General features: G+C 70.6%; 7 protein-coding genes. 3 read left to right on the top strand and 4 right to left on the bottom strand.

The window, feature by feature from the left end:
- The first annotated feature begins 90 nt into the window (after positions 1-90).
- Positions 91-9537, top strand: a complete 9447-nt coding sequence (locus ABIQ69_RS12070) for a hypothetical protein (protein ID WP_350347366.1) — start codon at positions 91-93, stop codon at positions 9535-9537.
- Between the two features lie 148 nt (positions 9538-9685).
- Here ABIQ69_RS12070 and ABIQ69_RS12065 read toward each other — a convergent pair whose 3' ends face one another.
- Genes ABIQ69_RS12065 through sdhC form a run of 4 tightly spaced genes read right to left on the bottom strand, consistent with a single transcriptional unit; the run spans position 9686 to position 13135 of the window.
- Complete coding sequence (locus tag ABIQ69_RS12065) at positions 9686-10447, bottom strand: succinate dehydrogenase iron-sulfur subunit (RefSeq protein WP_350347365.1); 762 nt, start codon at positions 10445-10447, stop codon at positions 9686-9688.
- Position 10448: 1 nt separating this feature from the next.
- Entirely contained in the window at positions 10449-12254 is a 1806-nt protein-coding gene (gene sdhA / locus ABIQ69_RS12060) for a succinate dehydrogenase flavoprotein subunit (RefSeq protein ID WP_350347364.1), read from the bottom strand.
- A gap of 7 nt (positions 12255-12261) precedes the next feature.
- Positions 12262-12705, bottom strand: coding sequence for a succinate dehydrogenase hydrophobic membrane anchor subunit (locus ABIQ69_RS12055; RefSeq protein ID WP_350347363.1), 444 nt, complete (start codon positions 12703-12705; stop codon positions 12262-12264).
- Between the two features lie 10 nt (positions 12706-12715).
- A complete protein-coding gene (sdhC, locus tag ABIQ69_RS12050; RefSeq protein ID WP_350347362.1) occupies positions 12716-13135 on the bottom strand; it encodes a succinate dehydrogenase, cytochrome b556 subunit in 420 nt (139 codons plus the stop codon).
- 199 nt (positions 13136-13334) lie between these two features.
- Between sdhC and ABIQ69_RS12045 the strand changes: the two genes are divergently transcribed.
- Positions 13335-14453, top strand: coding sequence for a sugar phosphate nucleotidyltransferase (locus ABIQ69_RS12045; protein ID WP_350347361.1), 1119 nt, complete (start codon positions 13335-13337; stop codon positions 14451-14453).
- 47 nt (positions 14454-14500) lie between these two features.
- Positions 14501-15562 (top strand): BMP family ABC transporter substrate-binding protein, encoded by a 1062-nt coding sequence (locus ABIQ69_RS12040; protein WP_350347360.1) that lies wholly within the window; start codon positions 14501-14503, stop codon positions 15560-15562.
- Positions 15563-15590: the final 28 nt, after the last annotated feature.

The raw sequence follows: 15590 nt of genomic DNA, 5'->3' as shown, positions 1-15590 counted from the left end.
GGGTACGCCGGCTGCGGTGCTTGACTCGGCGCGATCGCGCAACCCCCGAACCCCCGGGACCGCCGCGCCAGCCGCAGAAGGTCGATGAAGATGAACTTCCGATCCACGCCCGACACGTCCACGCCGAGCCGTCGCGAGCGCCGCCGCCGTGAGGCCCGACGACGCAGCGGCCTCACGGCGCTGATCGCGTCGCTCACCGTCGGGGCGCTGCTCGCACTCGGGCTGCCGACCGTCGCCCTGGCGGGCGAGACCGGGGGCGAGCCGGCGGCGGTGACCGCGGGGGAGCCGGAGACGGATTCCGAGGGCGAGGCGCCCGCGGCGCCGCCGGACGAGGAAGCGAGCGAGCCGCCGGCCGAGGAGCCCGCCGAGGAGGTCCCCGCGGAGGAGCCACCCGCCGAGGAGCCGCCGGCCGAGGAACCCCCGACGGAAGAGCCGCCGGCCGAGGAACAGCCGCCCGCCCCGCCCGCCGAGGAGTCGCGGGCGCCGGCGGACGTCACACCGTTCGCCGCATTCCCCGCCGACACCGCGGACTGTACGACGAACTGCGCGAACCTCACGATCACGAACGTCGTCGTCGGGGGCACCGCCTCGCCGAACGACTGGGCGCTCCACGCGGTCCGCCAGAGCAACAGCGACAACTACAACTTCGCTTCGACCCAGACCCGGCCCGTGCCGCGCAGCGCGACCTACACGATCGCCGCCGACAACGGGCCGGCCGGCTACGCGCTCACGGGGTTCCAGTGCTCGACGGGCGGCTCGGGCGGCGGCGACCCGACCTGGGATCAAGAAGACCGGACGGTCACGTACGGCGGCAATGCGGGCAAGTTCGCCGCCTGCACCTTCACGCACACCTTCGTCCAGCCCGCCACCATCACGGTGCAGGTCGGCGGCGACCGCACCGGCCTGTCGGCGGTCTCCGGGCTCGCCGGTGTGCAGCTCGAGCTCTACACGAACGCCGGCGGCAGCCTCGGTGTGCCGGTCGCCCAGCCCTGGTCGACCTGCACCTCCGACGCGGCCGGCTCCTGCGTGTTCACCGTCCCGGCGCCGACGGGCGCCCAGTACTGGGTCGTCCAGCGCGCCGCGCCGAACGACGTGCCGGCCGGCTGGTTCTCCAACGATGAGCTCGCGATCGGCACCGACCCGAGCGCCCAGCGCTACGCGTTCATCACGCCGGCCGTGGGCAGCGGGGCCGTCATCAACTCCAACTCGAACTTCATGCTCGCCTCGGGCAACACCAACAACGTCGCCTCCGGCGGCATCTGGCAGAACTCGCGGACCAACCCGACATCGATGCAGCAGTGCGGCATCGACGTCGCGCTCATCATCGACCTGTCGGGCTCGGTCGCCCCGTTCGAGGAGGACCTCAAGGAGGCCGCGAAGGGCTTCGTCGACGCCTTGACCGGCACGCCGTCGCAGATCGGCCTGTTCACGTTCAACAACGTCGCCCCGGCGAGCGTCGGCGGCAACCTCGGCATCACCCCGGTCTCCACGCCCGCCGGCGCCGAGACCGTGAAGGACCACATCGACGGCTTCGGCACCCCGACGGAGGCGACCAACTGGGATCGCGGCATCTACCAGGTCGCCACGAGCGGGGTCGACTACGACCTCGCGGTCGTCCTCACCGACGGCAACCCGACGGTCTACTCCAACGACGAGGGCCCGGGCAACCGCACACGCTTCCGCGAGGTCGAGAACGGGGTGTTCTCCGCGAACGCGGTCAAGGCGCTCGCCACCAGGATCGTCGCGGTCGGCGTCGGCGACGGCGTGGGCGGCGACCCCGAGAACCTCATCGCGATCTCGGGTCCGACCGCGAACTCCGACTACTACCAGACCGACGACTACACGCAGGCCGGGCAGGCGCTGCGCGACCTCGCGCTCGGCAACTGCGAGGGCTCTGTCTCGGTCGTGAAGCAGGTCGTCGACGCCGGCACCACCGGCGAGCAGAAGACCGGTGCGACGCCGACGGGCGGCTGGGAGTTCACCGCCGCGCCCACGACGGGCGGCATCACGCCGCTCAGCCAGAACGGGTCCACCGCGGCCGGCACCGGTGCGGTGAACTTCCCGCTGAACTTCGCCGGCGGCACCGTGACCGGCACCGTCTCCGTAGACGAGACGCAGCAGCCGGGATACTCGGTGGTCACCACGGGCGGCAAGAACGCCGTCTGCACGAACGTCGGCACCGGGGCATCCGTCACCGTGACGAACACCGGGCCGGACTCGTTCACCGTTCCGGTCACGCCGAGTGCGGCGATCAGCTGCACCGTGTGGAACCGGCCGCCGCTGCCGCAGGCCGACGTGCGCGTCGACAAGGTGTGGGTCGTGAACGGCCAGACCTTCCAGCACGGCAACCAGCCGATCGGGCTCACCGCCCAGCTGCAGCTCGACGACGTGAACCGTCCGTTCGGCGTCGTGCAGACGGGGTACACCGCGAACGGCACGGTGAAGATCGGCGAGACGACGGGGGTCGGCACCCGCACCCTCTGTCAGGTGACGAGCAGCCGGGTCACCCTCGCGAACGGGCAGGTCGCCGACCAGGCGCTGCCGTACACGCCCACGCTGCAGCCCGGTTCGAACAGCTACACGATCACGAACGTCGTGACGTGCGCGGCCGAGCTCACCCTCGTGAAGCAGGTGGCCAACGGCGACGCCGCACCCGGCGATTGGACGCTCGACGCGGTCGCCCCCGTCGGTTCGCTGCCCGGGCCCAACGGGCTGAGCGGGGTCGTCGCCCCGGTCACGCCGAATGTGCGGTACCCGCTCGTGGAAGACGGCGACCCCCGCTACGTGCAGTCGATCCTGCAGGGCGGGCAGCCGATCCCGCCGTCCACCGGCAGCTGGAACTGCGTGCAGACCGACGCCCAGGGCAACGTCGTGCCCGGCTTCTCCGACGGCATCAACGGCGGCGTCACCGTGCCGCTCGGCTTCCGCGTGCGATGCACCGCGGTGAACGAGACGGCCACGCTCACGCTGCTGAAGATCGTCGACCCGATCCCGGGCGTGAGCGCCGACCCGTCCGAGTGGGACCTCACCGCGACGCCGCAGGCGCCCGCCATCCCGGGCCTCGAGGCGCAGACCGTGACCAGCGGGCAGTCGATGCACCTCCGCCCGGGCAAGCCGTACACCCTCAGCGAGTCGGGCGGGCCCGACGGCTGGGAGCAGGTCTCGCTGCAGTGCAGCACCGGACCGAACGGCACCTACGTGGATGCCACGAGCGTGACGCTGCCGGCGCTCGGCACCGCCACCTGCGTGTTCCGCAACGAACCCGTGCCGCCGAAGCTCTCCCTCGACAAGGTCGTGACCGATGACGTCGCCGACCCCGCCGCATGGACGCTGAGCGCCTCCGACGGCGACGACGTCGTCGCGTCGGGCGCGGGCGGAACGGGCGGCTTCGTCGAGGTGCCCGCCGGCGTCGAGCTGACGCTCGCCGAGTCGACCGACTTGCCGAACGCCGACCAGTTCCAGGCGGGCGCGTGGGTGTGCTCGCTGAACGGCGGCCCCGACGTGCCCGGCCCCGTGGTGCCCGCACTCGACGCGGGCGACGAGGTGGAGTGCGTGGTCACCAACACCCTGAAGCCCTTCGTGCCGACGATCGTGAAGAACGTCGCGGTGCCCGTGCCGCAGGGCGATGCCTGGCTCGTCACCTACACGATCGACGTGACGAACCCGAGCGCGTTCGCCGCGGTCGACTACGACCTGCAGGACCAGCTCGAGTTCGGCGGCGACCTCACCATCGACTCCGCCGAGTACACCGACCCCGACGGCGCGACCACCGCGTGGAGCGTGCCCTTCGGCGATGTGCAGGAGCTCGCGAACTCCCGCGCCCTCGCACCGGCCGAGACGGAGACCTGGACGATCGCCGTGGTCGCGACGGTCGATGCCGGCGCCTTCGAGGACCCGGAGAACCAGCTGCGGTGCCCGGCGCCGACGTCCGGCGAGGCCGGCGGGTTCCTCAACTCGGCCTGGATCATCGTGGACGAGCAGGAGGTCGGCCGCGACGACGCCTGCGCCGAGCCGGTGAACCCGACGATCGCGAAGACCGGCGGCACCGCCGTCGACCACGGCGACGGCACGTGGACGCTGCCGTACACGGTCACGGTGACGAACCCGTCGGCCACGACCGCGGTCGAGTACGACCTCGACGACGTCCTCGACCTGCCGGCGGGCGTCACCGCCACCGGCCCGGCGACGATCGTCTCGGCGCCGGCGGGCGTCACCCCGGTGGCCGGCTGGACCGGCGCGGCGCCGAACACGCGCCTCGCGGAGGACGTCGTGCTTCCTGGGACCGCGGGCCTCGACCAGCACGTGTACGAGATCGCGGTCACCGTGACCCTCGACGCCCAGGACGGGCCGTTCGCCTGCCCCGCCGAGGACGGACTGAACAACGTCGCCACCCTGCACTCGGGCAACCAGGAGACGGATGCCACGGGCTGCGTCGAGATCGAGCTCCCCGACGTCACCATCGACAAGTCGGTCGTGCCGGGCTCGGTGAGCCAGGGCGGCGACGGGCTCTGGACCATCGCCTACCGGCTCGACGTCGCGAACACCGGTGAGATCGGCGGCGTGTACTCGCTCGCCGACGAGCTCCACTTCGGCGCCGGGGTCGACCTCGGCGGCGCGAGCTACGCGGTCACGCTGAACGGGGGGCCAGCACCCCTCGCGTGGACCGGCAGCGGCGACCTGGTCGTCGACCGCTACCTCGCCGGCGGGGCATCCGATGTCTGGATCGTCACGGTCAGCGGGATCGCCCTCGACGGCCCCGAGCTCACGCCGCAGCAGACGGCGTGCCCGGCGGACGACGTCGACGGTGCGTTCAACAACGCCGGCATCCTGACGGTCGGCGGCGACCAGACGATCGACACCGCGTGCGACTCGCCGAGCGCGCCGCAGGTGACCAAGACCGAGGGCACCGCGGTGCAGCAGCCCGATGCCACCTGGGATGTGAGCTACCTGCTCGCGGTGTTCAACGACGCCCCCGGCGCGAAGCCGAGCCACTACACGCTGGTCGACGACCCGCACTTCCCGGCGGCGCTCACGATCAACTCGTACACGATCGACGAGATCCTGCCGACGCCCGGCAATCTGGTGACGGATGCCTCGCCGGTGCCGGCCAGCATCCCCGTCGTGGCGAACGAGCCGATCGCCGCCGGCGCCGTTCACGTCTACCGCATCACGCTCAACGTGACGGTGCCGTCCGGTCTGCCGCCCGTCGACCGGCTCTGCGTGCCAGGCGAACCGGGCAAGGGCTTCTTCAACGAGGCCGTCCTCACGAGCGGCGAGATCGTCGACCGCGACGACAACTGCCCGAACATCAGGGAGGGCGGCCAGCCGACCGTGACGAAGGACGACCCGACCGTCAGCCAGGATGCCGACGGCGTCTGGACGGCCGAGTACGAGCTCACGGTGACCGGCAACCCCGAGTTCATCTCGACCTACACGCTCGAGGACACGCTCCGGTTCGGTCCGGAGGTCGAGGTGCTGAGCGCCGAGTGGAGCGGCGAGGGCGACAGCGGCACGTGGGCCGACCCCGAGACGGACCCGACCACGACGATCGTCGGCACCGCCACGCCGATCGGCATCGACGAGGTGCACACGTACACCGTCACCGTGACGGCGACCGTGGATGCCGCGGCCTTCGAGGACCCGACGACCACGACCTGCCAGCCGAGCCTCGCCGACCCCGATGTCGGCTTCCTGAACGCCGCGATCCTCACGAGCGACGGCGCGGAGCAGATCGATCTCGGCTGCGGGCTGCCCGCCCGCCCGATCATCGAGAAGACGACCGTGGGCTCGGTCACCGAAGTGGGCGACCACTGGGAGGCGACCTACGAGCTGACCGTGCAGAACGGCAGCCCGACGCAGGCGCTCGTCTACGACCTGACGGACGCGCCCGACTTCACCGGGGCCGTGACCATCACGGACCGCGAAGTGACGAGCGCCGACGTCACGGTCAACCCGGCCTGGAACGGCGCCGGCTCCACCGATGACCTCGTCGTCGAGGATCAGCTGCTCGCGGGCGGCGCGACCCACACGTTCACCGTGACGGTCTCGTTCACGGTCGGCGACACCGAGCCCGACGACCCGACCCTCCTCTGCGAAGGCGAGGGCGGTCAGGGCCTGCTGAACGGTGCGGTCGTGGTCTCCGGCGGCAGCTGGGAGTCGGAGGCCTGCTTCGACGTGCCCGTCGACGTCGAGCTCCTGAAGTACTGGGTGATCGACGGCGGCGAGCCCATCGTCTGGGACGACCCGGCGCTGCCGGCCGGCTTCTCCGCCCAGGCGCTGCTCGACGGCGTCGCGGTGGACTGGGGCGAGGAATCCGGTCCGTACGAGCTCGGCGACACCGTCGAGGTGGACGAGGCCGACGTCGTCGTGCCGGCCGGCTGCGAGCTGGTCGGCGTCGAAGGCGACGGTACCTATACCCTCGAGCTCGCTCACAACCGCTTCGACGTCACCAACGAGGTCGACTGCACGCAGACCGTGAACCTCGCCAAGGTCGTCGACAACCAGCACGGCGGCGACGCCGTCCCGAGCGACTGGACGCTCTCCGCATCGGGCCCCGACGACGGGTTCGGCGGCAACGGCACCGCGTCCGGCCCCGTCGAGCTGAACGTCGGCTATCTGCTGAACGAGGTCTCGACGATCTGGGACGACGGCGTCGAGTACCAGGTCTCCGCGACCTGGAGCTGCACTTCGGAGCAGGGCGAGGACGCCTTCACCCTCGTGGCCGGGCCGAACGACCGCAGCGCCACCCTCACCGTCACCGAGCTCGGCGCCACGGTCGACTGCGAGATCACGAACACGGATGTCGCACCCGAGCTCACGCTCGAGAAGGTCGTGGAGCCGGAGGCGGTCGCCGAGCTCTTCCCGCCCACCCTCTGGACGCTCGAGGCGAGCGACGGCGACGGGGTCGTGCTGAGCGGGGCGGGGAGCGCGACCGGCGAGGTCGAATCGAACACCGGGTACGGCCTCAGCGAGGCCGCGACGTTCCCGGAGGCCGGCGAGTTCGAAGCCGGCGACTGGGAGTGCGTCGTCACGAACGCGGAGCCACCCGTTCCGGCGACGATCGTCGAAGGCGAGGTCGTGCTGCAGCCCGGCCAGGAGGTCACCTGCACCATCGTCAACACGGCCCGGCCGGCGACCTACCTGTTCGACAAGACCCTCGTGTCGGTCGAGCAGCAGCCGGACGGCGACTGGGAGATCGTCTACGACGTCACCGTCGAGAACGAGAGCGCGGTCTCGCCCGTGACCTACGGCCTCGAGGACTCGCTCGACCTGTTCGGCGAGCTCATCGAGATCGACAGCGCCGACTGGACCGGCCCGGCCGGGGCATCCGGCAGCTGGACGGGCCTGCCCGACGACCGGGTCGAGACGCTCGCCGACGGCGCGCTCCTCGCACCGGGGGCGACCGACACCTACACGGTGACGGTCCTCGCCCGCACCCTGGTCGGTGCGGTCGAGCACCCGGAGACGCAGTGCACGCCGCCCGGCGAATTCGAGCGCGGCGGGTTCCGCAACCTCGCCGTCCTCACGGTGAACGAGCAGCCGCTGGAGCGCAGCGTCTGCGCGGATCCGGAGTTCCCGACAGCCGTCAAGACCGTCAGCGGAGGCCCGATCCTGAACGGCGACGACACGGACACCGTCGAATACGAGATCGCGGTGACCGGTGCCGAGACGCTCCAGACGCACTACGACCTGAGCGATGCGCCGGTGCTGCCCGACGGCGTGACCTTCACGGCCACCGCCGAGGACCCCGATGGCAACCCGGTCGCCGGCTGGACGGGGACCGGCGCGGCCACCGCGCTGGCCGCCGATCGGCCGATCGGCGCCGGCGAGGTGGAGGTCTGGACGATCACCGTCGTTGCGGACGTCTCCGAGCTGACCACGATCGACGACGCACGCTGCGTCGAGGAGACCGAGGGCAAGGGCTTCTACAACGGGGCCGTGTTCAGCACAGGCCTGATCGAGACGCCCCTCGAAGCCTGCACGAACATCCCGCCCGTCGACGTCGGCATCGAGAAGACGTACGACGACCTGCCCGAGGGCGAGACGGCCGTCGAGGCGGGAGACGCCTTCACCTGGGTGCTCACCGTCACGAACCACGGCGACCCGGTCGAGAACCTCGAAGTGACCGACCTGATCGACGACGAGCTCGAGGTCACCGGCCCCGCCGTGATCGAGCCGGCCGCCGACCCGGCGCAGCCCGGCACCTGGCTGCAGGTCTCGGGCGGCACCGACAACGCCTTCGCGGCGACGTACACGGGGATCTACCCCGAGGGCGCCGTCACGACCATCCGCATCCCGGTGCTGATGAAGGTGCCGCCGGCCGGCGAGACCCCGCCTGCCGTCGGACCGGATGACCCGCCGCCGGTGCTCCCCCCGCTCGGACCGTCCACCATCCCGAACCGCGCGTGCGTGGAGATCACCGGAGCGGAGCCCGAGGAGGAGCTCGCGCTTTCCGACGGTGAGATCGCACCGCTGCAGCTGCCGCTCGTGCTCGACCTCGAGCCCGACAACGACTGCGCCGACGCCGAGGTGCCGGTCAAGCGGATCGACGCCGGGGTGTACGTCCGGTGCGTGAACGACGTGCCATGGCTCTACTACGACATCCAGGTCACCGACAACGTCGAGCCCGGACCGGTCACCGTCACGTGGACCTCCGCCGACGGCACCCTCACGAAGGAAGAGGTGATCTCGCCCGAGGACCTCTCAGGTCGGTTGTTGTGGCCGGGGGCTGCGGTGGATGAGAACGGGGTTCCGTATCAGTTCCCGGGGTGGCGTCCGGTCACGGAGGCGGATCTGACGAATCCGCCGGTGCCTGGGACGCGGTTCCTGGATCTGATCCTGGATGAGAATGTCGCGACGTATCCGTGGCGTGACATGGAGAACCCGGCGACGATCACGTTCGAGGTGAACCCGTCGCAGTCGGTGCTGGCGGTGTACCCGCAGGCGTTGCCGACGTGTGCGATCGATCGGCCGCCGCTGCTGGAGATCGAGAAGACCTCGAGTGTGACCAGTGCGAAGCCTGGGTCGTCGTTCGAGTACACGTTGCAGGTGCGTTCGACGGGGATCGGTGCGGCGGAGCCGGTGACGTTGATCGATGAGATCCCGGCCGATCTGCGGGTGGATGCGATCACCACGGCTGGTGCTCCGGCGTTCCCGCGCTGGGAGGGCTGCGAGGTCACGGGCCGGGGTGCCGGCGGGTACGGCGGCACGTTGCGGTGTGAGCTGCTCGGGGTGCTGGGGCCGAACATCACCGAGGCGCCGCCGGTGACGTTGGACGTCACGCTCCGCCCGACGTCCAAGGCCACCAGCCTGACCAACACGGGCGAAGTCTGCTACGGCGAGGCGCCGGGTGACGATGCCAACGCGCAGATCGTCTGCGCCGACTCGAGCGTGCGGATCACCGTGCCGCAACCGCTCGCCGTCACCGGGTTCGCCGGCGGTCCGCTCGTGTGGGTCGGGGCATCCCTGCTCCTGCTCGGCGGCATCGCCGTGGTGCTCGCCATCAGCCGCCGGCGTCGGGGGGACGCCGCGGGATGACGGGGAGGGGCGGCGGTCCTCCAACCGTCGCCCCGCGATCCGCGGCCCCGCTCGCCCCGAGGGCTCGGATCGTGAAGGGGAACTCCCCGCCATGCCGAAGGGCCGGTGCCAGGAGGCACCGGCCCTTCGGGCGTCCGCGATCAGGGCGTCACGGCTTGCCGCGCATGACGGCCTGCTTCACCTCGGCGATCGCCTTCGTCACCTCGATGCCGCGCGGGCATGCCTCGGTGCAGTTGAAGGTCGTGCGGCACCGCCACACGCCCTCCTTGTCGTTCAGGATGTCGAGGCGCACCTTCGCCTCGTCGTCGCGGGAGTCGAAGATGAACCGGTGCGCGTTCACGATCGCCGCAGGACCGAAGTACTGGCCGTCGGTCCAGAAGACCGGGCAGCTCGAGGTGCACGCGGCGCAGAGGATGCACTTGGTGGTGTCGTCGAAGCGGGCGCGCTCGGCGACCGACTGCACGCGCTCCTTGCCGGGCTCGGGCGCGGTCTTCGCCTGGAGGAACGGCTGCACTTCGCGGTAGCTCGCGAAGAACGGCTCCATGTCGACGATGAGGTCCTTCTCGAGGGGCAGCCCCTTGATCGCCTCGACGTAGATCGGCTTCGAGATGTCGAGGTCCTTGATCAGCGTCTTGCACGCCAGCCGGTTGCGGCCGTTGATCCGCATCGCGTCGGACCCGCAGATGCCGTGCGCGCAGGAGCGGCGGAAGGTCAGCGAGCCGTCCTGCTCCCACTTGATCTTGTGCAGCGCGTCGAGCACCCGGTCGGTCGGGTACATCTCGACGTCGAAGTCCTGCCAGCGCGGCTCGGTGTCCACGTCGGGATCGAACCGCCGGATCAGGAACGTGACGGTGAAGGATTGGATGGGCGCCGCCTCGGCGGGCGGCTGCTCGAGCGTCGCGGTCGACACGTCAGTACTTCCTCTCCATCGGCTGGTAGCGCGTCACGGTGACCGGCTTCCAGTCCAGCCGGATGTGGTCGGCGGCGTCGGACGAATGCGCATCGCCCGACAGGTAGGCCATCGTGTGCTTCATGTAGTTGGCGTCGTCGCGGTTGGGGAAGTCGTCGCGCATGTGACCGCCGCGGCTCTCCTGCCGGTTGCGGGCGGAGTAGACGACGACCTCGGCGAGGTCGAGGAGGAAGCCGAGCTCGACGGCCTCGAGCAGGTCGGTGTTGAACCGCTTCCCCTTGTCCTGCACGGCGACGTTCCGGTACCGCTCGCGGAGCTTCGCGATCACGTTCGTCACGTGCGCGAGCGACTCGTCGGTGCGGAACACCTGCGCGCCCTTGTCCATCTCGTCCTGCAGCTCCTTGCGGATCGCGGCGATCCGCTCGGTGCCGTTGGACTCGCGCAGCTCGTCGAGCATGCCGCGCACGAACGCGACCGGGTCCTCGGGCAGCGGGGTGAAGTCGACCGTCTTGACGTACTCGACCGCGTTGCGGCCGGCGCGCTTGCCGAAGACGTTGATGTCGAGCAGCGAGTTCGTGCCGAGACGGTTCGAGCCGTGCACCGACACGCACGCGCACTCGCCCGCCGCGTAGAGGCCGGGCACGACGGTGTCGTTGTCGGAGAGGACCTCGGCCGAGACGTTCGTCGGGATGCCGCCCATCGCGTAGTGCGCGGTCGGCATCACGGGCACGGGCTCGACCACCGGGTCGACCCCGAGGTAGGTGCGGGCGAACTCGGTGATGTCGGGCAGCTTCGTCTCGAGCACCTCGGCGCCGAGGTGCGTGCAGTCGAGCAACACGTAATCTTTGTGCGGGCCCGCGCCACGCCCCTCCGCGACCTCCTGCACCATGCAGCGCGCGACGATGTCGCGCGGCGCGAGGTCTTTGATGGTCGGCGCGTAGCGCTCCATGAACCGCTCGCCCGAGGCGTTGCGCAGGATGGCGCCCTCGCCGCGCGCGCCCTCGGTGAGCAGGATGCCGAGCCCGGCGAGCCCCGTCGGGTGGAACTGGAAGAACTCCATGTCCTCGAGGGGCAGGCCCTTGCGCCAGATGATGCCGACGCCGTCGCCCGTCAGGGTGTGCGCGTTCGACGTGGTCTTGAAGATCTTGCCGAATCCGCCGGTGGCGAAGATCACGGCCTTCGCCTGGAAGACGTGCAGCTCGCCCGTCGCCAGCTCGTAGGCGACGACGCCCGAAGGCTTCTTCACGCCGTCGACCTCGGTCATCACCAGGTCGAGCGCGTAGTACTCGTTGTAGAACTCGATGCCGAGCTTCACGCAGTTCTGGAACAGCGTCTGCAGGATCATGTGGCCCGTGCGGTCGGCCGCGTAGCAGGCCCGGCGCACGGGCGCCTTGCCGTGGTCGCGGGTGTGACCGCCGAAGCGCCGCTGGTCGATCTTGCCGTCGGGCGTGCGGTTGAACGGCAGGCCCATGTTCTCGAGGTCGATGACCGCGTCGATGGCCTCCTTCGCGAGGATCTCCGCCGCGTCCTGGTCGACGAGGTAGTCGCCGCCCTTCACCGTGTCGAAGGTGTGCCACTCCCAGCTGTCCTCTTCGACGTTCGCGAGCGCGGCGGCCATGCCGCCCTGCGCGGCGCCCGTGTGCGACCGCGTCGGGTAGAGCTTGGAGATGACCGCGGTCTTCGCGCCGGGGCCGGCCTCGATCGCCGCACGCATGCCGGCGCCGCCGGCGCCGACGATGACGATGTCGTACTGGTGGTAGTGGACTCCGTCGACGACCTGGGTCTCGACGTGGTTCTCGGTGGTCACAGGTCTCCTATGCGGCGCAGAACGAGGGCAGCAGGTCGGCGGGGGCGCCGGCGGGGCACGGTTCGAAGGTGAAGACGACGAGCGTGCCGAGGACGAGCAGCACCACGACGGCGGCGAGCAGCGCGCCCTTGAGGATGCGCTGGACGGTGCCGGGCTTCGTGTAGTCGTTGACGACGGTGCGCATGCCGTTCGCCCCGTGGATGAGGGCGAGCCAGAGCATCAGCACGTCCCACCACTGCCAGAACGGGTCGGCCCACTTGCCGCCCACGAACCCGAAGTCGATGGCCTTCACGCCCTCGCCGACCATGAGATTCACGAACAGATGGCCGAAGACCAGCACGATCAGGACGACGCCCGAGACGCGCATGTAGATCCAGCCCCACTTCTCCAGGTTCACGCCGCGCTTGGGAGCGGGGCGGACCGGCGTGCGGGGCGCTTCGATGACGGACACTCGGCGCTCCTTAGTGGCTGAAGACGTTGATGAGGTGGCGGGGCACGAAGCCGAGCATCGTGACCACCCACAGGCCGATGACGATCCAGAAGAGCAGCTTCTGGTGGCGCGTCGCCCACGCCCAGAAGTCGACGAGGATCACGCGGATGCCGTTGAAGGCGTGGAAGACGATCGCGCCGACGAGGGCCACTTCGCCGAGGCCCATGATCGGCGTCTGGTACGTGCCGATGACGGCGTTGTACGCCTCGGGGCTGACCCGCACGAGCGCGGTGTCGAGGATGTGCACGAGGAGGAAGAAGAAGATGGCGACACCGGTGATGCGGTGCAGCACCCACGACCACATGCCCTCGCGGCCGCGGTAGAGCGTGCCGCCCGGCCGCTCCTTGGCCGGGGTGGGTGCGGTCAGGGTCCCTGCCTGTGAATCTGGCATGAACAACCCTCCATGGCTGTGTGATCCGCTCCCGAACGAGCGGGCAGTCGGGCGTGAAGGCCCGAGCAGAGTCTAGTCCGAGCGCCCATCCGGCGCTGCTTAGGCGGTCCTAACTGTCTCGACGTCGAGAGATCGGGAGGCCCGCGTGGTCAGTGGACACCGCCATGCGGGCGCCGGCCGTCGCGGATACGCTGGGCGGATGCACGACGCACCGATCGACCGCTTCTACAGCATCATCCCCGCCGGCGGCGTGGGATCGCGGCTGTGGCCGCTCTCGCGCGCCGATGCGCCGAAGTTCCTGCACGACCTCACCGGCTCCGGCCAGACGCTGCTGAAAGACACGTGGGACCGCCTCGTTCCCCTGTCGGGCGAGCAGCGGATTATGGTCGTCACCGGCCGCGCGCACCGCGCCGCGGTCGAGGCGCAGCTGCCGGCCCTCGCCGACGCGAACATCGTGCTCGAGAGCGAGCCGCGCGACTCCACGGCGGCGATCGGCCTCGCGGCGGCCATCCTCCAGCGCCGGGAGCCGGGCGTGATCGTCGGCTCGTTCGCGGCCGACCACGTCATCTCCGGTGATGCGCTGTTCCGTCAGGCCGTGGCCGACGCGGTGGCGGCGGCCGACGCCGGGTACATCGCGACCATCGGCATCACCCCGACCGAGCCGGCGGTCGGCTTCGGATACATCGAGTGCGGCGCCGAGTTCGACGTGCCGGGCGCCTCGCACGTCGAGGCCGTTGCGAGCTTCGTCGAGAAGCCCGACCTCGAGACCGCCAAGCGGTACCTCGCGGGCGGGCGCCACCTCTGGAATGCCGGCATGTTCATCGCCCGCGCCGACCGGCTGCTCGAGGAGATCCAGCGCACCAAGCCCGAGCTGCACGCCGGTCTCGTCGAACTGGCCGCCGCATGGGACGATCCGGCGACGCGGGGTCCCGCCGTCGACCGGATCTGGCCGGGCCTCGAGAAGATCGCGATCGACTACGCGGTGGCCGAGCCCGCGGCGGCGGCCGGCCGGCTGGCGGTCGTCCGCGGCCACTTCCAGTGGGACGACGTCGGCGACTTCGCCTCGCTCGCGAAACTCAACACCTCGGGCCGCTCCGGCGAGCTCGCGATCCTCGGCGAGAACGCGCGCGTGCTCTCCGACGCGTCGAGCGGCATCGTCGTGAGCCGTTCGAAGCGGGTCATCAGCCTCATCGGCGTCCGCGACATCGTCGTCGTCGACACCCCCGACGCCCTGCTCGTCACCACGAGCGAGCACGCCCAGCGGGTGAAGGCCGTCGTCGACGCGCTCCGCCTCGGCGGTTCGAACGACGTCCTGTGACCTGCCGCACCCACCCGTACCGCCCGAGCCCGACAAAGGAGCACCGGATGTCCCGTCCCAGCCGTTTCCTCGCGATCGCAGCCATCGCCGCGGCATCCCTCGCCCTCACCGCCTGCCAGAGCGCACCCGAGCCGGGGGCTGAGTCCGACGGCGCCGACGAGTGCGTCCGCATGGTGACCAACTCGGGCGGCCTCGAGGACCGCTCCTTCAACCAGTCGAGCTGGGAAGGGCTGCAGGACGCGGAGGAGGAGTACGGCGTCGAGGCCGAGGCCCTCGTCTCGACCGGCGAGACGGATCTCGCCCCCAACGTGCAGCAGGCCGTCGACTCGGGCTGCGGCCTGATCGTCACGGTCGGCTGGGAGCTCGCCGAGGCCACGCTCGACCAGGCGGGCAAGAACCCCGACCTCGCCTTCGCGATCGTCGACGAGACGGTCGAGGCGGAGAACGTCAAGCCGGTCGTCTTCGACACCGCGCAGGCCTCCTTCCTCGCGGGCTACCTCGCCGCGGGCGTCACGAAGACGGGGGTCGTTGCGACCTTCGGCGGCGGCAACCAGCCGCCGGTGACCCTGTTCATGGACGGCTTCGTCGACGGCGTGGCCGCGTACAACGAGGCGCACGGCACTCAGGTGCGGGCCCTCGGCTGGGACAAGACCGCCCAGGACGGCGCCTTCACCGGCGACTTCGAGGACGTGAACAAGGGCAAGGTGCTGACCGAGGGGTTCATCGACCAGGGCGCAGACGTCATCCTGCCGGTCGCCGGTCAGGTCGGCGAGGGTGCGGCGGCCGCCGCGATCGAGCGCTCGGGCGTGTCGATCATCTGGGTCGACAGCGACGGCTACGACACCCTGCCGGCCGAGTACCGGCCCGTGCTCCTGACCAGCGTGCTGAAGAACACGCGGCAGGCGATGGTCGAGATCGTCGGTGACGTGGTCGACGACGCGTTCACGAACGAGGCGTACATCGGCACGCTCGAGAACGGCGGCGTCGAGATCGCGCCGTACCACGACCTCGAGGCACTGGTGCCGGCCGAGCTCGACGCCGAGCTCGACGAGCTGCGCCAGCGGATCATCTCGGGCGAGCTGCTCGTGGAGTCGCCGAGCGCACCGTGACGGCCTGCCACCGCCGCGTGCCCCCCGC

It is taken from the genome of Agromyces sp. G08B096 (genome assembly GCF_040267705.1).
Taxonomy (GTDB): Bacteria; Actinomycetota; Actinomycetes; order Actinomycetales; family Microbacteriaceae; genus Agromyces.
This window is presented reverse-complemented; position numbering and strand designations above follow the sequence as displayed.

What these genes read in the sequence shown, in the direction of transcription:
- sdhC (WP_350347362.1), bottom strand. Translation starts at nt 13,135, where the DNA reads ATGCCAGATTCACAGGCAGGGACCCTGACCGCACCCACCCCGGCCAAG.
- ABIQ69_RS12040 (WP_350347360.1), top strand. Translation starts at nt 14,501, where the DNA reads ATGTCCCGTCCCAGCCGTTTCCTCGCGATCGCAGCCATCGCCGCGGCA.
- ABIQ69_RS12045 (WP_350347361.1), top strand. Translation starts at nt 13,335, where the DNA reads ATGCACGACGCACCGATCGACCGCTTCTACAGCATCATCCCCGCCGGC.
- ABIQ69_RS12070 (WP_350347366.1), top strand. Translation starts at nt 91, where the DNA reads ATGAACTTCCGATCCACGCCCGACACGTCCACGCCGAGCCGTCGCGAG.